General features: G+C 62.4%; 18 protein-coding genes and 1 pseudogene. 16 read left to right on the top strand and 3 right to left on the bottom strand.

Annotated features, from left to right (window positions below; all coding sequences use genetic code 11):
- The first annotated feature begins 68 nt into the window (after positions 1-68).
- On the top strand, positions 69-980 hold the full coding sequence (locus tag ABIE58_RS13220; RefSeq protein ID WP_354545283.1) for an ArdC family protein: 912 nt from the start codon (positions 69-71) through the stop codon (positions 978-980).
- A gap of 54 nt (positions 981-1,034) precedes the next feature.
- Here ABIE58_RS13220 and ABIE58_RS13225 read toward each other — a convergent pair whose 3' ends face one another.
- Both ABIE58_RS13225 and ABIE58_RS13230 read right to left on the bottom strand, forming a co-directional pair.
- Entirely contained in the window at positions 1,035-1,283 is a 249-nt protein-coding gene (locus tag ABIE58_RS13225; RefSeq protein WP_354545196.1) for an Ada metal-binding domain-containing protein, read from the bottom strand.
- The gene (locus ABIE58_RS13230) at positions 1,280-2,182 is read right to left on the bottom strand and encodes a DMT family transporter (RefSeq protein WP_354545197.1); all 903 of its coding nucleotides are present in this window, start codon (positions 2,180-2,182) and stop codon (positions 1,280-1,282) included. The genes ABIE58_RS13225 and ABIE58_RS13230 overlap by 4 nt, the downstream gene beginning before the upstream one ends.
- A gap of 282 nt (positions 2,183-2,464) precedes the next feature.
- Here ABIE58_RS13230 and ABIE58_RS13235 point away from each other — a divergent pair, with 282 nt between their 5' ends.
- From ABIE58_RS13235 to ABIE58_RS13305, 15 genes and pseudogenes are all read left to right on the top strand, one after another.
- Positions 2,465-2,854: a DUF3768 domain-containing protein gene (locus ABIE58_RS13235; RefSeq protein WP_354545198.1), complete on the top strand. Its 390-nt coding sequence runs from the start codon at positions 2,465-2,467 to the stop codon at positions 2,852-2,854.
- Positions 2,855-3,010: 156 nt separating this feature from the next.
- The gene (locus ABIE58_RS13240; RefSeq protein ID WP_354545199.1) at positions 3,011-4,993 is read left to right on the top strand and encodes a ParB/RepB/Spo0J family partition protein; all 1,983 of its coding nucleotides are present in this window, start codon (positions 3,011-3,013) and stop codon (positions 4,991-4,993) included.
- A 76-nt stretch (positions 4,994-5,069) separates the two neighbouring features.
- On the top strand, positions 5,070-5,663 hold the full coding sequence (locus tag ABIE58_RS13245) for a regulator (RefSeq protein WP_354545200.1): 594 nt from the start codon (positions 5,070-5,072) through the stop codon (positions 5,661-5,663).
- A 102-nt stretch (positions 5,664-5,765) separates the two neighbouring features.
- Positions 5,766-6,419 carry a DUF6927 domain-containing protein gene (locus ABIE58_RS13250; protein WP_354545201.1) on the top strand — a complete coding sequence of 218 codons (654 nt, stop codon included), beginning with the start codon at positions 5,766-5,768 and terminating at the stop codon, positions 6,417-6,419.
- A gap of 126 nt (positions 6,420-6,545) precedes the next feature.
- Positions 6,546-6,872 carry a type II toxin-antitoxin system PrlF family antitoxin gene (locus ABIE58_RS13255; protein ID WP_005668772.1) on the top strand — a complete coding sequence of 109 codons (327 nt, stop codon included), beginning with the start codon at positions 6,546-6,548 and terminating at the stop codon, positions 6,870-6,872.
- Positions 6,869-7,387 carry a type II toxin-antitoxin system YhaV family toxin gene (locus ABIE58_RS13260; RefSeq protein ID WP_354545202.1) on the top strand — a complete coding sequence of 173 codons (519 nt, stop codon included), beginning with the start codon at positions 6,869-6,871 and terminating at the stop codon, positions 7,385-7,387. Before ABIE58_RS13255 ends, ABIE58_RS13260 begins: the two co-directional genes overlap by 4 nt.
- Before the next feature lie 146 nt (positions 7,388-7,533).
- Positions 7,534-7,680 (top strand): antitoxin PaaA2 family protein, encoded by a 147-nt coding sequence (locus tag ABIE58_RS13265; RefSeq protein ID WP_354545203.1) that lies wholly within the window; start codon positions 7,534-7,536, stop codon positions 7,678-7,680.
- Between the two features lie 51 nt (positions 7,681-7,731).
- Positions 7,732-7,956: an AbrB/MazE/SpoVT family DNA-binding domain-containing protein gene (locus ABIE58_RS13270; RefSeq protein ID WP_108693368.1), complete on the top strand. Its 225-nt coding sequence runs from the start codon at positions 7,732-7,734 to the stop codon at positions 7,954-7,956.
- Complete coding sequence (locus tag ABIE58_RS13275; protein WP_354545204.1) at positions 7,953-8,348, top strand: type II toxin-antitoxin system death-on-curing family toxin; 396 nt, start codon at positions 7,953-7,955, stop codon at positions 8,346-8,348. Before ABIE58_RS13270 ends, ABIE58_RS13275 begins: the two co-directional genes overlap by 4 nt.
- A gap of 136 nt (positions 8,349-8,484) precedes the next feature.
- On the top strand, positions 8,485-12,747 hold the full coding sequence (locus tag ABIE58_RS13280) for a strawberry notch-like NTP hydrolase domain-containing protein (protein WP_354545205.1): 4,263 nt from the start codon (positions 8,485-8,487) through the stop codon (positions 12,745-12,747).
- A 122-nt stretch (positions 12,748-12,869) separates the two neighbouring features.
- On the top strand, positions 12,870-13,256 hold the full coding sequence (locus ABIE58_RS13285; RefSeq protein WP_354545206.1) for a DUF6878 family protein: 387 nt from the start codon (positions 12,870-12,872) through the stop codon (positions 13,254-13,256).
- A 1-nt stretch (position 13,257) separates the two neighbouring features.
- The gene (locus tag ABIE58_RS13290; RefSeq protein WP_354545207.1) at positions 13,258-13,719 is read left to right on the top strand and encodes a DUF6915 family protein; all 462 of its coding nucleotides are present in this window, start codon (positions 13,258-13,260) and stop codon (positions 13,717-13,719) included.
- Positions 13,720-13,819: 100 nt separating this feature from the next.
- Positions 13,820-14,125, top strand: a pseudogene (locus ABIE58_RS13295) (hypothetical protein).
- Between the two features lie 124 nt (positions 14,126-14,249).
- Positions 14,250-14,972: a DUF736 family protein gene (locus tag ABIE58_RS13300; protein ID WP_354545208.1), complete on the top strand. Its 723-nt coding sequence runs from the start codon at positions 14,250-14,252 to the stop codon at positions 14,970-14,972.
- Between the two features lie 340 nt (positions 14,973-15,312).
- Positions 15,313-16,791, top strand: a complete 1,479-nt coding sequence (locus ABIE58_RS13305; RefSeq protein WP_354545209.1) for a DUF6880 family protein — start codon at positions 15,313-15,315, stop codon at positions 16,789-16,791.
- Positions 16,792-16,942: 151 nt separating this feature from the next.
- Here the strand turns inward: ABIE58_RS13305 and ABIE58_RS13310 are convergent, their stop codons facing one another.
- Positions 16,943-17,395: an Lrp/AsnC family transcriptional regulator gene (locus ABIE58_RS13310; protein ID WP_354545210.1), complete on the bottom strand. Its 453-nt coding sequence runs from the start codon at positions 17,393-17,395 to the stop codon at positions 16,943-16,945.
- Between the last annotated feature and the right edge of the window lie 69 nt (positions 17,396-17,464).

Below are 17,464 nucleotides of genomic sequence, written 5' to 3' on the forward strand. Positions count from 1 at the left end.
TCAGGCGTATGCATTTTTCTCTTCGTCATTATGGATCGTCTCTCTCGTCATGCGATCCACCTTAACAACTGGTCCAAATTTCCGCGACCACCTCTATCATCCGCATCATCGAGCGCGGCGTCCTGCCGTGGCGCAAGCCCTGGACCGCTGGCGGCAGCTCGCGCCCCCTGCGCGTGGGCGGTGAGCCCTATCAGGGGGTCAACAACTTCCTGCTGACCATGCGCACCGTGATGGCGGGCCACAGCTCGCCCTTCTGGATGACGCTGCCGCAGGCCAATGCGTTGGACGCAAAGGTTCGCAAGGGCGAAAAATCCTCTGTCGTCGTCTATTACGGCCAAAGCCGGAAAGACGCCGGCGGCGAGGATGACCACGCGGAGAGCGATGATCGCTCCGAGGAAGCCCGCATCTTCCGCTTTCAGAAATCCTACCGCGTGTTCAATGCCTGTCAGATCGAGGGCTTGCCCGACAGCTTCTATCCCGACCCGGAGCCCACGCCCGAGCATCCGCCGTCCGAGCCCATCCCGCATATGCAGGCATTTTTCGATGCCATCGACATCACGACCGTCTTCACAGGGACGGAAGCGTACTATTCGCCCCCCGTGGACAAGGTTTACATGCCGTCCATCACGCGATTCCACGACCCGCGCAATTTCTACGGGGTCTGGGCCCATGAGCTGGCCCATGCCACGAAAGCCCCGCATCGGCTGAACCGCGATTTCGGGCTCTCGAAGTTCGGCAATACCGCCTATGCGCGCGAGGAGATCGTCGCGGAATTGACCTCGGTGTTCCTGGGTCAGACGCTCGGCTTCACGGCCCATACGCTCGAGATGAATGCCGCCTACCTGCACAACTGGTTGCGGGTTCTTCGGTCGGACAAGGGCGCGATCTTCCGGCACGCGGCCGATGCGCAGCGCGCCTGCGACTACCTGATCGCCAGATCGGAGGCGGGCAGGGCTGGGGGCAGCGCTGAGGCCGCCTGACGGAAAAGTCGCTGTACTGCCGCAAGGCAGCTTCGAGCCCTGAGCGGACGGTCGTCACATCCAACGGCTGGCTCCGACCAGCCAACCAGCTTGATCAGGGTAGCAATCGTTACAGGCCTTGAAGCCCTGACGCTGCGCGGCTTGCGGCGTATCGAAGAACCTGATCCCGTCACGGATTGCTGGGCGGTGGCGACAGACGGGGGAGTGATATATCCCGTCACAATCCCGGCCATAGACGAAGGTTCCTGCCGCCTTCACGTCACAAACCTCGATAGCGTGCCAGCGCAGTTCGTCGTTGCTCAATTTGGCGTTCCTTTTGGATGAATGGTTACGTCCCGAGCTGCCCGCCACAGCCTTCCGTCAATCGCTGCCAGACCGATACCAATCAGCGCCATGCCCACAAAATGGCGCGCGAAAAGGCTTTCCCCGAGAAAGAGAGTGCCAAGCAGTATTGCGCTGACCGGAATCAGGAAAGTCACCAACAGCAGGTTCGTGGCCCCGGCTGTGGCGAGGATGCGGAAGTAAAGAACATAGGCCAGTGCCGTTGAAATCACGGCCACGCCAATCAGCGCACCGATGGCGGTCAGGCTCGGGACCGGAAGCGTCCAAGGCTGGTCGACCAACATCATGATTGGCAACAAAATCATGCTTGACGCGACGACTTGACCGGTCGCTGTGCTCATCGGGCTAATACCCATGGTCCGGAACCTGCGTCCGTAAATGCCAGCAAAGGCATAGGAAATCGCGCCGCCAAGGCAAAGCAACTGCGCGACGATGCCTGTTCCCAACTCGCGCAGCGCATCCATACCAATCATCACCGCAACCCCGGCAAAGCCAACCAGCACACCTGTGAATTTACCCCTCGTCATGCGCTCATCGCTTGTCAGAATGTGCGCGAAAACGACTGTGAACAGCGGTGTCGAGGCATTCAGGATCGAGGCGATACCCGAAGCGATATGCTGCTGTCCCCAGACAATCAGCGAAAACGGGATCACGTTGTTCAGAAATCCCATGCCCAAGAAGGCTACCCAGACTCGTCGATCACGGGGCAATCGTTCGCCGCGCAGCCGCATAATCATCAGCAGGATAATGGCGGCCAGCGCGACGCGGGACACCACCACGGTGAAGACAGGCAGTTCCTGCACGGCTATGGCGTTGAAGAAAAATGACCCGCCCCAGACAGTGGCGAGCGCCAGCAGCATGGTCCATTCCAACGCGGTCATTTGGTGATGGGTAGAAAGCGATAATGACACAGACAGTCCTCCGACTTGGCCCTTTGGGCTGTTGCTCGGAAATGAAGGTGTCAGTTCGAGTCAGATCACGCGACCCGTTTCTTGCTCAAAAGTCGCCATCGGCAGCAATGTCCGAACAGCGGACTTCTGAAGTAGCGCGGTACGTGTTGGTTCTGTCTGGCTCTATCCGCCAAGCGGAAAAGTGCAAGCGGGCTTTGGGAAGGGTGTTTCAACTTCTCAAAGGACAGACCCATGACCAGTACCGCACGACACCAGCCAGACCGGCCGGATCCGAGTGTGATCGCGGCGCAGAACGACGCGTTCCGCAAGCTTGCCTGCCTCGGGGTGCCGCCCGCGCAGCCCATCCAGGGCCGCATGCATGTCACCCGCTCGCTCATGGAGGCCGGGGACGGTTTTATGGCCGAGGCGGTGAAGGCCACCGGTGAGTTTGCCACATTCGAGCCTGAGAATGATCCCGAGGGATGGCACGATTTCGGGGCGGTCGAGATCCGGGGCGAGACCGTGTTCTGGAAGATCGATCTCTATGAAGCGGATTCCGACTTCCGTTACGGGGCTGAAGCCCCGGACAATCCCGCCACCACCATGCGCGTGCTGACCATCATGCTGGCGCGCGATTGGTAGAAGGGCAGGGGACACCCCCTCCTGACACCCCAGGCGATGAAGGCCCACTGACCCCTCAAAGGGAGAGTGGGCCTTCTGTCTTTGTGATCCCCGAAGCCGGGGATTGGTCACGCGCGAGCGCGCGGGCCGCATCTCACCCACCGAGAAGGACATCCCATGACCACAAGCTTTGCTCCCCTTACCGTCGCGATCGGCGATCTGGTCCCGCATCCCGCCAATGTGCGCAGCAACTCGCCGGAAACTTATGACCCCGAGAACATCGCGCATCTGAAGGCCAGCATCGCCGTGCTGGGCCTGCTCCAGCCGCTCCTGGTCCAGAAACTCGACGGAAAATACGCCGTGCTTGCCGGTGGCCGACGCCATGCCGCGCTGAAGGAGCTGGCCGCCGACAAGGCCGCCAAGGGGTTCACGGCGAAAACCAAGGTGGACTGCCGCCTTGTGCCTGAGGAGTGCGACGTCACCACGGCGCTGTCGCTTGCTGAGAACATCACGCAAGCCCCGATGAATGCCATCGACGAGTTCGAGGCCTTCGCCCGGATGATGGAGGTCGACGGCCAGACGCCCGAGACCATCGCGAAGACATTCGGCACGACCGTCGCCGCCGTGAAAGGCCGGTTGCGCTATGGCCTGATCCACCCCGAGATCCGCACCGCGGCCCGGGCCAAGGTGATCACGCTCGACACGATGAAGGCCTTCGCCGAGCACCCGAGCCAGGAGGCGCAGCGCGAGGTTTTCGAGGCGCTCACGAAAGACGGCGGCTATCTGCAGGCCTATACCGTCCGACAGGCGCTCAAATCCCGCGGGGTGCAGGTCAGCGATGATATCGGGGCTTTCGTGCGCGCGGACTACGAGGAACGCGGCGGTGCTGTCGCGGCTGACCTTCTGGAAGAGCATTCCGTGCTCGAGGATGCGGCGCTGGTCGAGACCATCTTGCTCGAGAAGCTCGGTGCCGCTGCCGAAGAGGCCCGTATGAGGCTGGGCTTTGCCTGGGCCGATGCGATGGTCCGCTATGATTACGCGACCATGGCCGACTACGGCCGCGTCTATCCCGGCTCGATCGAGCCCGATGAGGCTGCCCAGAAGCGCATCGATGAGATCAGCGCCGAGCTTGAGAAATTGCAGCTCGAGATGGAGGATGAGGGGCTCGAGGACGGTGCCTACAACGCGCTTTACGAGCGCGTTGACGCTCTGGAAGAGGAAGCCCGCGACCTGCAGGAGGCCTATAGCGCCGAGGACCTCTCCCGTGCAGGCGTGATCGCGTCGTGGCAGGGTGGGCAGATCACGCTCCATGTGGGCCTCGTGCGCCCGGAAGACACCGTCAAAGAGGAGGGCGCGCGCGGCGCCTCGGCCAACCCGACCGGGGAGGAGGCCCCGGACGCCGGCGAAATCACCTATCCGGCCTCACTGGCCGAAGACCTCAAGACCGAGCGGGCCATGGCGCTCGGGGCTGCGATGGCGCTGCATCCGGAGGCCACGCTCGATCTGACGCTCTTCAAGCTGGTGAGCGACGTTCTGGCCAGCGGAATGAGTGTCACGCAGGCGATCAAGATTGATGCTCGCAAGGAATACCGCAGCCACGCCAAGATGGACGAGATCGACGAGACCTCGCTCGAGCAGGTGGCGGCGGCGCATGATGTGCTTGATCTGTCCTGGCTCGATGACACCCGTGCGCCCGCCGATCAGTTCGCGGCGTTTCGCGCGCTGGAGGCAGGCGAGAAGGCCAAACTCGTCGCCTACGCCACGGCCAGCACCACGCAGTCCTGCTTCGCGCGGGACCGCCAGCGCGACAGCCTGATGCATGCGTTCGAGATCGAGATCATGCCCGACATTCGCGCCCACTGGACGCCGAACGCGGCGCTCTTCAACCGCTTCAAGAAGGCCTGGCTCCTGAAGATCCTCGGCGAGGATCTGGGTCTGGCCCAGGAGGCGGTGACGCTGGCCTCGTCGAGCAAGAAAGAGATCGTCGCCTTCTGCGACAAGCTCTTTGCCGAGCCTTTCGCCACGCTCACGGACGCGCAGCGCGCTGCCGTGGCCGCCTGGTGCCCGCCGATGATGCAGACCGCCGGTGTCGCCAGCGATGAGACAGCGCCGATCGCGGAAACCCCGGAACCTGACGGCGAGGTCGCGCAAGCGGCCTGAGGCATCACGCGACCCGCGCGTTGGCCATGCCGCCCGCGCGGGTCGACCCTCCCACACCAAACGGAAAGACATCCCCATGGCTATTCTCAAGTTCTCTGCGTCCGCTGTTGCGGCGCAAATCGCACATGCGCGCGCCTGCAAAACCTTCCTGCCCAACTGGAACGGGCCCGTGGACAGGCCCGCCCTGATCCTCATCGTCGGCAATGGTGTGCATCTGCGCTCAAACGGCATCGATGGCACGACCACCCGTATTGTTACGACCGAGCAGGCCGATCCATCCTTCGCTTTTGCCGACGGCATGAACCCGTTTCGCGACACCGACTGGATGGCGCAGCGCCGCATGGCGTTTCGCGATCTGACGGGCCAGTTCTACACCGACATTCTCGACGATGTGCAGGTGCTCATCGACCGGGGGCGGGGGGCCATCCGGCTCGCCACCGATGGCCACAGCATCCGCGTCTTTGTGCGCCGGGCCTCGGATTATCTCATCGGCGGGACCTACGAGGTGCCTTCGGGCCTTGGCTGCACCTTCCGGGTCATCCTCAAGGATGCCTGCGACACCTTCGCGATCGTGCAGAACTGCGGCAATTGCGAGGATTTCGATGCGATGCAGCCCTATCGCGTGCCGCTCGATGCGCTGATGGAAATCGATGACCGGAGGGCGGCGTAACGCGCCCTTTCTCAAACAAGCATCGCCAAACCCTGCCGGGCCAGCGGCCCTCTCAGGACATTGGCGACAATAATTTTCCCCAACGATAGAAAGGACTCTGAAATGGGTTGGCTCTTCTACACCGACGGCCGCGTGCAGACCTACGCGGACGAAAAAGCGGAAATCACCCGGCTCTGCACCTGTCATGGCGACACGCGCAAAACCGAACTGGTCAAGGCCTGCAAGGTCGGCTCCACCTGGTATGCGGCGGCAAGGGTCACCAACCGCGACGGCACCGCTGTCGAGGATGCGACCTATGTCACAGATGCGGACGGCTCGATCACCTTCGGTGCCGTCTTCCTCACCCGATACGATGACGGGTGCTGGGGCTACAAGGACATGGAGGAAAGCGCTGGCCCGAACGAGTCTCGCGCTCCCCTTGGGCTGATCAAGCTCCTCTCCGACCTGAAAGACGAAGGCAGCTACGCCCAGGACTGGCGCCAGCGCTGCCGGGACTGGGCCGCGATTCCGGACTACGAGGAAGGCGACAAGATCAAGCTCGCAGCACCGCTGACGCTCACCGATGGCAGCACCTGCCAGATCGTCACCGCGACGCACTACAGGCGGGGGCGGCAAAAACGCCGCTGCTACCGCATCGAGGAAACCGGCGGGCTCGTACGCCTGTCGAAGCCCTCGCTTGCCGGCTCGGAGCTGCTCAGCTCCGCAAAGAGTGCTGCCAGCCCGGTGCTGGCGGAGTATTTCGCGGGGCGAGATTAGGTGCTGCGCCGGACGGTTGATCGACCTGCCCGGCGACAGCAGATCCTGCGGCTTGGGTTGACAAGGCAATGCAAATGCATTACCTATCGAAGGCAGCAAAGACTCCCATTCTTTCAGGAGACGGCCATGACAGCGCTTGCACAAGATGTCTCGAAGCTCACGGATCGGTATCAGACGACCGTGCCGGCGGGTGTGCGCAAGCAGCTCAAGCTGGGCAAGGGCGACCAGATTCGCTACTGCACCGAGCCGAGTGGCAGGGTCTATATCGAGCCCGTGCGCAGCGACGAGGAAGATCCCGTGCTCGGCGCCTTTCTCGATTTTGTCGAGGCCGATATCAAGGCGCATCCGGACCGCATTCGGGCGTTCGATGGGGCTTTACATGACCGCCTTGCAGCACTGGTCGGAGACGTTGACGTCGATCTCGATGCGCCGCTATCGCTCGAGGATGAATGAGCGGCGATAGCGTGCCCTCCCAAGCGCCCCTTGTCGTAAACGGATGGTCGATTTATGCGCATCCGCTTTTTCTGGACCAGCTCGAAGGGCTGACCCTGGAGGTCGAGGCGCGTAAGGCACGCGATCCCAAAACCTGGCACAAGAAAAATTCCACGAAACGGCTGGCCGCCATCTTCAAGCTGGTCACCGAGGCCATACCGGCAGATCCGGGTGCCGCCGCCTTCCGGCAAGGCGGCACACTCGGCGATAGCCGCAAGCACTGGTTCCGGGCGAAATTCTTCCAGCAGTATCGGCTGTTTTACCGGTTCAACAGCGATGCGAAGATCATCGTGGTGGCATGGGTGAACGACGACAAGACCCTGCGCGCCTATGGCAGCAAGACGGATGCCTATGCGACGTTCAAAGGGATGCTGGAAGATGGCAACCCACCTGACAATTTCGACGCGCTCTTGAAAGAAGCTGCGGCGGCAGACAAACGGTTCGAGACGTCCCTTGAAGCGGTGCCCGATCGGTAAGTGGACCAGCTTGCTGTGACCCTATGGCATTGTCGTTTACGGTGCCACGCTGGAAAATGTAGCATCGGCTGACAATAGGGTCGGAGAAAGCGCGATGAATGAGACGGAAAAGGATGGGCAGCACCTCTGTTTCGAGGGGCGTTTCCGTGGCCGCTGAAGTCAATTCGTATGAAGCGTGGTTTCGCGCGCAGGTGCAGGATGCGCTGGATGATGCGCGCGCCGCGACACCTCATACGCAAGCGATGCAGGCCGCGCAGGCGTTGATTGACGCGAAGCGCCGGGGCCGTTCTTGACAGCAAGCACGCGCCACGTATATACATCCGTATAACCCTGCGAGGCCTGTCATGATCGAAGCCAAAATCCGCAAAGTCGGCAACTCCGCCGTCATGACGCTCAGCACCGAGATGCTTGCGCTGCTCGATGCCAAGGAAGGGGATACCCTCTATGCGGTGCGCACAGATGACGGCGGGCTGAAGCTGATGACGGAAAACCCCGAACTGCAGGCGGCCTTGGCGGCGGCAGAGATCGTCATGGATGAGAACCGCGATCTGCTGCAAGCCCTTGCATGAGCGATTGGGTCTGGGTTCCGCTGGCCGCCTTGCACGTTGTCCATGATCGTCAGATCGCGCGCCATGGTGGTGCGGCAGGGACCCGCGATCCGGCCCTTCTGGAAATGGGATGTGCGCGTGCGCAGAACCGCGCCGTCTATGAGAACGTGGATGCGTTCGCCATCGCGGCGGCCTATGCCTATGGCATTGCCAAGGCGCATGCCTTTGTCGATGGCAACAAGCGCACCGCTTTCGTGGCAGCCTTTACCTTCTTACGGCTCAACGGCGTGTTTCTGCGGCCCGATCCTGGGGTGGGGGTGCGGATGATGGAAGGCCTTGCCTCTGATCGGTTTGGTGAAGACGCCTTTGCTGCTTGGCTACGGGAGCTTGCCGCGAAGGCTGATGCGATCTGACCGCCTTGGTGGTCCGCCGGACTTGAGCGATCCGCGTTGACCGATCCCAGTCGGTATTTTCCGGGCGGCGTTCGGAAAAGCGAAAGCGGGCTTTTTGTCCTTTGGAACTCAGGCCCTGATCCAAAGGAAAACCCCCATGACCAAGCCCAATCAGGCAAACACGGCTCTCTCAATCTCCGACGCTACCCTCGCCGCTGCCCTCGCGCAGATCGGCGCGGAGGTCGACCACCAACCCCTGCGCAGCTCAGCGCTCGCGCGTATCATGCGCGAGACGTTTCATGGCAGCGATGCCGGCGGTGCCTGGGACTGGCGGATGGCCTATGACGTGATGCAGGCCGCTGCCATCCAAGTGCTGCTGCGTGGGGACGGCGCGGCAGGTGACATCGCCACCGCAAAACTACTCGGATCTCGGCTCCTGACGGAAACCCGCCGCTCGGAGCAGCAAATCCGGCTGCAGCAGTTTTCCACGCCGCTGGCATTCGCGGCCCTGGCGGTGCGGGCGGCAGCCATTCGCAAAGGCGAGACCGTGCTGGAGCCCTCGGCGGGCACCGGTGCCCTGGCCGCTTTCGTCGCCCGGGCCGGTGCCACGCTTTTGCTCAACGAGATCGACCCCTTTCGTCAGCGCCTCCTGCGCGCGCTCTTCGGCGGAGAGGTCACAGGCCATGACGGCGAGCATATCGATGATCTGCTGCAGACGCCGGTTCTGCCCGACGCGGTGGTGATGAACCCGCCCTTCGCTTCCTCGGTCGATCGCTCCCGGGACAAGCACATCGCCGCCAAGCATCTCATCGCGGCTGCCAAGCGCCTGGCACCGGGTGGACGGCTGGTAGCGATCATGCCACCGGGGTTCAGCCCGGAAAGTGATGGCGCGCATTGGTCCCGCGCCTGCGGCCTGCTCACGCCGCGCCTGGCCCTCACGATGCCAGGGCAGGTCTACCGCAAGCTCGGCACAACTGTGGAAACCCAGCTGATGGTCTTCGACAAGGTGCAGGAGGATGGCCCGTTCATCCGGGCCAGTGTGCAGGATCTGGAGGAAGCCCTTCCTCTTGTCGACGCCGTGGCCGCGACCCGGCCTGAGGCACGCCCCGCACAAAGGGCGGCAGCACGCCCTCACGCGCGGCCGGTCGGTCCACCATCTGCCCCGCGCAAGACCGTCGCTGCGCCTGTTGCCGCCTCCAAACCCCGGGCCAATGCCGTCCGTCCGCTCAGCTTCACAAGCTTCGATGTCCCGCGCGACAACACGCCCGTCTCGGACATCTATGCGCGCTACCGCCCACAGCGGATCGAGATCGCCGGCGCGCAAGAACATCCTACGCCGCTGGTCGAAAGCATCGCCATGGCCTCGGTCGCGCCGCCCGTGCCCACTGGCGCGGCCAGTGCGGAATTGCGCCTGCCTGCCAGGCTGATCGAGGATGGGCATCTCTCCGAGGCTCAGCTCGAGACCATCATCATGGCCCATGATGCCCATGGGCGTGACCTGCCGGGGCGGTTCACCATCGACGACGACCAGACCAAGCTCACCCGTGCCGATGATGACCCGGACGCCAATGCTTATCGCCTCGGCTACTTCCTCGGTGACGGCACCGGCTGCGGCAAGGGGCGCGAATGCGCCGGGCTCATCCTGGTGAACTGGCTGGCCGGCCGCAGGAAGGCGATCTGGGTCTCCAAATCCGCGACGCTCATCGAGGACGCGATCCGCGACTGGACCGATCTCGGCGGCTCGCCCGCCGACATTCAGCCGCTCTCCAAATGGAAACCGGACCAGCCCATCCCGATGGGCGACGGTATCCTCTTCGTCACCTACGCCACGCTGCGGTCCGCGGGCAAATGCGGCACCACGCGGCTGAGCCAGATCCTCGACTGGATGGGCGAAGATTTCGACGGCGTCCTCGCTTTTGATGAAGCCCATGCCATGCAGAATGCGACGGGGTCCGAGCAGGGCAGGGGGGTCAAACCCTCCCAGCAGGGCCTTGCGGGCCTGCGGCTGCAACTGGCCGCACCGCGTGCCCGCGTCTTCTACATCTCGGCCACGGGCGCCACGAGCGTCCACAACCTTGCCTATGCCGCGCGTCTTGGTCTCTGGGGGCAGGGACCCGAATACCCCTTCCCGAACCGCGAGAGTTTTGTCTCGGCGATGGAGGCGGGTGGTGTCGCTGCTATGGAGGTGGTCGCGCGTGATCTTAAGACGCTCGGCCTCTACACGGCGCGCGCCCTCAGCTTTGATGGCGTGGAGTATGACGTGCTCGAACACGCGCTCACTTCGTCCCAGATCGAGATCTACGACGCATACGCGGCTTCGTTTCGGACGATCCACCACAATCTCGAGGCCGCGCTGACAGCGACCGGCGTCAACGACGCCTCGGGAGAGACTAATGCCTCGGCCGCACGCGCCTCGGCCAAGTCCCGCTTCGAGAGCACGAAACAGCGCTTCTTCAACCATCTCCTGATGGGCATGAAAGCCCCGACCATCATCCGCGCCATCGAGGACGATCTGGCGGCATGCAAAGCTTGCGTCATCCAGGTGGTCTCGACGGGTGAGAGCCTGCTGAAACGCCGGCTTGAAATGATGGACCCCGACGACGAGCTCGTTGAGGGGGCCTTGACGCCGCGCGACTTCGTAGTGGGCTATCTGGAACAGGCCTTCCCGATCCACGCGCAAAAGCTCGTGGAGATCGACGGCAATATGGTGGCCGAACCTTTACGGGATGAGACCGGGGCGCTCGTTGTCTCGCGCGAGGCGCTCGCCCTGCGTGATGCGGCCATGATGGAGTTGATGACGCTCGCCCCGATCCCCTCTGCGCTCGACCAGATCCTCTGGGCCTTTGGCGACGAGGGTGTGGCAGAAGTCACGGGCCGATCTATCCGACCCCTCAAGGCTGAGGACGGCCATCTCTTCATCGAGAAGCGCGCCGCCAGCAGCAATTCCTCTGATACCCAGGCCTTCATGGACGGCGAGAAGGATATCCTGATCTTCTCGGATGCGGGTGGCACGGGCCGGTCCTATCATGCGGCGCAAACGGCAAAGAACCAAAAGCGGCGGCGGCACTACCTGCTGGAGCCCGGCTGGCGCGCCGATGCGGCCATCCAGGGGCTGGGCCGCACGCATCGCTCGGCTCAGGTCAGCGCGCCCTTCTTTCGGGTCTGCACCTCGGATGTGCATGGTGAGAAACGCTTCACCTCGACTATAGCCAAACGCCTCGACCAGCTGGGGGCCCTGACCAAGGGCCAGCGCGAGACCGGCTCGCAGGGAATGTTCCGTGAGGAGGATAATCTCGAAAGCCCGATCGCGCGGGCCGCGCTGCGCGGGTATTTCGCCGATCTTGCCGCCGGGCGCGCCGAGGCGATGAGCTATGAGAGCTTCACCGATTGGACAGCACTGCGGCTGATCGACAAGGACGGGGTGCTGCTCGAAGAACTGCCGCCGATCCAGCGGTTTCTCAACCGGTTGCTGGCGCTGCCCATCCACATGCAGAACGCGCTCTTTGCGGAGTTCATGAGGCGGATCGCCGATCAGACGGAACGGGCGCGCGCGGCGGGTACGCTCGATCTCGGCGTGGAAACCCTGCGCGGCGAAAGGATCGAACAGGTCTCCATCGAGGATCTCTGGACCTGCCCGAAATCTGGCGCCGTGACGCGGATCATCGGGCTGGAGGTCACCGACCCGGTCCATGTGCTGTCGGCAGATGACGCCCTCGCGCGCAATCCCGACAAACTACCGATGGTCAATCGCGCCTCCGGTCGCGCGGCGCTCATCTCGGCGCGGCCCATGCAGATGTATGACGAGGACATCGTCACGCTGATGCGCAAGGCGGTGCGGCCAAACGGGTCCAGCTATCTGGAGGAGACGCGGTTCGAGTCCTCAGCCTGGGAAGATATCGGAAGGCCTGAGTTCGAACGGCTTTGGGATGCCGAAGCTGCGTCCTTGCCAAAAACCACCACGACCAAGCTCTACCTGCTGACCGGGCTCTTGCTGCCGATCTGGAAGGACATTCCGACCACCAATGAGCGCATCTACCGGGTCACGCCCGACGGGGCGACCGCCATGATCGGACGCACGCTCAGCGAGGAAGGAGCGGCCGCGCTGCGCGCCCGCTTCCTCGTCTCTAAGCCGGGGACACCGCAAGAGATGCTGACCGCCGCGATTGGCACCACCGCGCCTGTCGATCTGGGCCGGGGTCTGACGCTGACCCGTCGCCGCGTCGCAGGCGAGATGCGTCTCGAGCTTAGCGGCGCGGACAAGGGCATGATCGACGGCCTCAAGGCCCTCGGCTGCTTCACCGAGATCATCGCCTTCCAGCTGCGGGTGTTCCTGCCGCATGGAGACGGGATCGACACGGGCCGCATTCTGGCCCGGATCGTCGGGCAGCGAGCAGCTACGACGGCAGAACAAGCCGCCTGAAAAGTCAAAGCGGGCTTTGGGTCGGGCGTCGCGGATCGGGATTTGGCCGGTCTGCGCTTTCCGGGCGCGCGCTGACCAGTGCCACGCCCGGCCCCCCCAATTTCAGATAAGAGGACAGACCCATGACCAATCCCCAGATCGACTATGCCGCACTGGCGGCTCAGTGGCGCGCGGAGCGCGAAACCGCCCTGAAATCGACCCGAGCGGAGCTGATCGCGCAATTGCGCGCGCTTGGCATCAGCGAGGTCACTGCCGAATACGAAGGCTATGGCGACTCCGGCAATGTCGAAGATGTGACGGTGCAGCCTGCAGAGGTCCAACTGCTGGAACCGCTTATCACCGCGGTGGGCGATTTCGCCTGGTCGCTCGCCTATCACCATCACCCGGGGTTCGAGAACAACGAAGGCGGCTATGGCACGCTGACCTGGGACATCACGGGCGATAGCATCACCTTGGATCATGCCGACCGCTATGTCGAATGCTCGCACAGCTATGACGAGGGGCTGTGAGATGGCGCATCCGCTTCATCATGCCGAAAGCTCTGCCCGGAAATTCGGCGGGGTGCCGTCTGACTATCAGTCCATACACGACTGGTTTGACGCATCGAAAGAGCACCTCGCGCTTTTCACGCACCGAGCCATGCGCCACCATTCGCAAGGCCTGTTCGAGGCCGAACGTGTCTTCGGCCTGACCCTGACCAATAGCGCGGGTCGCGACATCCCCGTACGCTGGATCGGCGAGCAGCATATCCGTGAAGACTGCCAGGGCCGTATCCCGAGCTTGGCGGACTGGCTGCGACGGATACAGCCCGAGCCATGGATGGCCAATGGCCACATCGACCGGCATGTCGGCTCCGAGCCCTGCGGCGACCCAAGGGTTGCCTGGGCCTCCGAGATCGTGGCCGGAAGAACGGTTCTCGGCCTGAAAGATTGGATGGCGGCGCGCGCGATGCGACCCACCCAAACCGCCTGACAGCTCCCGGCTCTTTGCCAAACAAATGCTGCATGGAAACCCGGTTGGACGACCGGGCTTCTTGCGTCGTTTCACACCACTCTTCTTGAGAAAGACCCCCATGACACTCGAAGACATCAAGGCGGCCGTCGATGCCGGCCAGACCGTGCACTGGGCCAATACAGGCTACGTTGTCCACAAGGACCGGCTCGGTCAGTACCTCATCACCTATCTGCCGAACGGCAGCTGCATCGGTTTGACCGACCGGGAAGGGCAACGGTTGAACGGGAAAGCGGCGGAGTTCTTCATCGCGGGTCCGGTGGAGGACCACGAGGAAAACCCGGGCCACTTATCAAGATGACAGGGGCAGGGGAGGGGCGTAGCACCCGGAGGCGCGGGGGCATTCCCACTCGGACGGCAGCTCTGACCCGTGGGCAGGGCTGAAAGAAAAGCGCGCTTTCTGATTTGTGATCCCAAGAGGGGTCGAGAAAGCAATCCCGGATGCTTTGGCAAGAACGTCAGGCACCGGCCAATCCAAAAGGAACCATCCCATGTTCGCAGGAACCCTCACCCGCAATGTCGAGACCGCAGCCGCCGAGTACACCGGCATGATCCACTCGACGCGCTTTGACATCGCCATCCAGTTGGAGGCGCGGGCGAAGATGTCCGAACGCAGCCCGGATTTTGACGTGACGGCAGTCAACAAATCAGGCCGCAAGGTGCGCATCGGCACGGCCTGGAACGAGACCGGCAATACCAGCGGCAACCCCTACATCTCGATGCAGATCGATGTCGGCTTGGGTCCGTTCCGGGTCAACGCGGTGCAGACGAAAGAAGCGCGCGCGACCCAAAGCGGGGAGTTCGAGATCATCCCGCTGGTCTCGAACGGCCTGATGAAATCCGGCTCGATCTCGGGCGAGCTGACCGCCATGGACGCCGACAACGCCTTCACCGGCTACATCGCCAACATGTTGTTCGATCTGGAGTTCATGTTGATCGAGAACAGCTACAAGACCGAGGAGACCCACCCGGACTACCGGATCGAGGTCAGCTCGCCCCGGGACACGCCGATCCGCGTCGGCTCAGCCTGGATGGCGAAAAGCAGCCGCACGGGCAATGACTACCTGTCGCTGCTGATCAACACGCCCGATGGCGACCTGCGCGTGAACGCCGTGCAGAACGAAGAACAGCGCGGCGGGCAGACCTTCTCGATCATCCCGTTCATCGACAGCGGTGAGCAGTCGCAGGGCGCGGGGCTGTCGCTGGTTGCCTGATCAGCGCGCGAGAGGAGACGATCTGAACCGAAAGGGGAGCCGTGGGATCACGGTTCCCCTTTTTTGCGTTAATCTGGATTGGAGATCGCGCCATCGGTCTTTGGCGAAAGCGAGGTGGCAAACTGGGCCAGATCTGCCCCCCACCCAACTCCTGTAATACCGCAACGCAGGTTTATAAAATCCGTCATTCGCTGGGTGTGTGAGGTCGTGAACCACTTGGGTCGGTCCCGCGGGGCCTTTGGTCGTGCCGCAACATGTAGGTGAGAATGGACCCGATACTTGCATCCACGATCTGACCAAGACACATATTGAGGCAAGCGTTAAAGATTGAGACCTGCCCATGGCCCGCGAACCTGCACTATCTACTGACAAGCTGAAAGGTCTTGGCGTTGAGAAGCTCGCGCAGCTGGTGCTGGACGAGGCTGAGCGCAATGCGGGGTTCCGGCGGCAGGTCAAGGCGGCTTTGGCCGGAAAATCCGGGCCTGAGGCCATTGCCAAGCTGATTGACCGGCGGCTGTCCGGGCTGGCGCGGGCAAAGAGTTTCATCGAATGGGACAAGGCGCGCGCCTTTGCCGATGATCTGCACAGCCTCACCGATACGATCACGTCCGAGCTTGGCCCCGCTGCTCCGGCCCTGGCGATAGATCGGCTGCTGCGCTTCATCGCCACCCATGAACAGGTGTTCGAACGTGTCGACGATTCCTCGGGCCGTGTTCAGGACGCCTATTATCAGGCAATCGCTGCGACCGGCGATTTGGCCCCGAGCCTGACCCCGCAAGAAGCAGACGCGCTGCCCGAGAAGATCATGACCGCCCTTGGCGAAAGCACGCATGGCTATCTGGCGGACGTGACCGAGGCTGTGGCGCCACATCTGCCGCAAGACAGCTTGGGGCGATGGGACGGCGATCTGAAAGACGCTATCGCCGAACGGCAGACCGAAGAGGCGGCGCGCAAATCGGATGGCTGGTTTTACTCCATGACCTCTCAATGGGCCAAGATGCGCCAGATCCTCGCTTTGGCGCGCGGGGATCTCGATCTACTCATCGCGCTGGAGCTCAAGAAGAAGCCGCATATGCAGGATACTCTGGCGATCGCGGCGCGGCTGTTGGAGGCTGGCCGCAGCGCCGAGGCGCTGGAATGGGTGCGCAAGCCCGGGCAGCGGACCTTTGGCAAAGTCGATGATGGCCTGTCACCAGATCGCGTCAGTCTTGAGGCGCGCATCCTGGACGCGACCGGGGACAAACAAGCCGCGCAGGCCCTCCGCTGGCGCTGTTTTGAATCGCGCCTGTCCGCTGACATTCTGCGGGACTACCTCAAACAACTGCCGGATTTCGAGGATATCGAGGCCGAAGACCGCGCCCATGCCCTTGCGCTGGAAAGTGCAGAACCCGAAATGGCGCTGCAATTCTTCCTCGATTGGCCGCGACTTGATTTGGCCGCAAAGCTGATCGCCGCGCACCCGCACCGCTGGGATGGCGGGGACTGGCACATCTTGCCCAAAGTTGCCGGCCTCCTGGAACATGATCATCCGGTTGTGGCAACAATTCTCTATCGGGCCCTTCTGGACAACATCCTCGACCGTGCACGCTCCAAGGCCTATGGGCATGGCGCAAAATATCTCGGGAAACTGACCCTGCTCGCGAGCGAAGCAGACTCAAGCCGCCCAAGTGGAATGGTCGACCATGCAACCTATCTTGCGAAGCTCAAAACAGCACATCCCCGCAAATCAGGTTTCTGGGCGCGCGTCGGAGACGGCGAATTGAAAGAACAAATAGCACGTGCGGCCCGTCGTCCCGTGTGGATCAAAGATGACGGGTGACGCCTATTGCTGCCAATGGCTTCACGGTCGCGCGTTGAGCTGGAGCTACAAGAGACCGGTCATTCATTCATGTTGCAGCAGTTTCGGCTGGAGAGTGGCAGCTGTGCGGGGACAAAGCGAGTATTCGCTGCGGTCGCGTCAATGGCTGTTGTCAGATCGGTAACTCCGATGTCGCCTTCTCGGTTGAGACCACGATGGACGTGCGAAACTTTCGAACATTTTTGTCGGCAAAGAAAAACCGATGCGTGAAGGCCTCGTAGCCTGCGATATCGTTCGCCATCACGACGAGGATGAAGTCGGATTCGCCAGCGATGCAATAGAAATGCGTCACCTGCCGATCTTCTCGCGCTTTGCGCTTGAATGCGTCAATTTGATCGAGCCGGTCCCGTTCCAGCTCTACCGCCACGATGGCGGTGATGCCCAGTCCCAGGGGTTTCGGGTCAAGGATGGCCACTTCGCGTTTGATCACACCCGCTTCGCGCAGTGCTCGCATGCGTCGTTGGACGGAAGCCGTCGAAATGCCGGTGGCATCTGCGAGCGCTTGAACGGGGGATTTCGCATTCTTCTGAAGGTGGTCGAGAAGTTTACGGTCTGTCGCATCCATGATCGTCTACGCCCTGTTTCTGTAAAATTGTGACGTAACGCCATCACCCTGACGTATTATTGGATGTAT

Source organism: Roseovarius sp. MBR-78 (assembly GCF_040547535.1).
Classification (GTDB): domain Bacteria; phylum Pseudomonadota; class Alphaproteobacteria; order Rhodobacterales; family Rhodobacteraceae; genus Roseovarius.

Bases quoted from the DNA above. Each gene is read 5' to 3' on its own strand.
- ABIE58_RS13230 (WP_354545197.1), bottom strand. From the start codon at position 2,182: ATGCTGCTGGCGCTCGCCACTGTCTGGGGCGGGTCATTTTTCTTCAAC.
- ABIE58_RS13235 (WP_354545198.1), top strand. From the start codon at position 2,465: ATGACCAGTACCGCACGACACCAGCCAGACCGGCCGGATCCGAGTGTG.
- ABIE58_RS13240 (WP_354545199.1), top strand. From the start codon at position 3,011: ATGACCACAAGCTTTGCTCCCCTTACCGTCGCGATCGGCGATCTGGTC.
- ABIE58_RS13245 (WP_354545200.1), top strand. From the start codon at position 5,070: ATGGCTATTCTCAAGTTCTCTGCGTCCGCTGTTGCGGCGCAAATCGCA.
- ABIE58_RS13250 (WP_354545201.1), top strand. From the start codon at position 5,766: ATGGGTTGGCTCTTCTACACCGACGGCCGCGTGCAGACCTACGCGGAC.
- ABIE58_RS13255 (WP_005668772.1), top strand. From the start codon at position 6,546: ATGACAGCGCTTGCACAAGATGTCTCGAAGCTCACGGATCGGTATCAG.
- ABIE58_RS13260 (WP_354545202.1), top strand. From the start codon at position 6,869: ATGAGCGGCGATAGCGTGCCCTCCCAAGCGCCCCTTGTCGTAAACGGA.
- ABIE58_RS13270 (WP_108693368.1), top strand. From the start codon at position 7,732: ATGATCGAAGCCAAAATCCGCAAAGTCGGCAACTCCGCCGTCATGACG.
- ABIE58_RS13275 (WP_354545204.1), top strand. From the start codon at position 7,953: ATGAGCGATTGGGTCTGGGTTCCGCTGGCCGCCTTGCACGTTGTCCAT.
- ABIE58_RS13280 (WP_354545205.1), top strand. From the start codon at position 8,485: ATGACCAAGCCCAATCAGGCAAACACGGCTCTCTCAATCTCCGACGCT.
- ABIE58_RS13285 (WP_354545206.1), top strand. From the start codon at position 12,870: ATGACCAATCCCCAGATCGACTATGCCGCACTGGCGGCTCAGTGGCGC.
- ABIE58_RS13290 (WP_354545207.1), top strand. From the start codon at position 13,258: ATGGCGCATCCGCTTCATCATGCCGAAAGCTCTGCCCGGAAATTCGGC.
- ABIE58_RS13300 (WP_354545208.1), top strand. From the start codon at position 14,250: ATGTTCGCAGGAACCCTCACCCGCAATGTCGAGACCGCAGCCGCCGAG.
- ABIE58_RS13305 (WP_354545209.1), top strand. From the start codon at position 15,313: ATGGCCCGCGAACCTGCACTATCTACTGACAAGCTGAAAGGTCTTGGC.
- ABIE58_RS13310 (WP_354545210.1), bottom strand. From the start codon at position 17,395: ATGGATGCGACAGACCGTAAACTTCTCGACCACCTTCAGAAGAATGCG.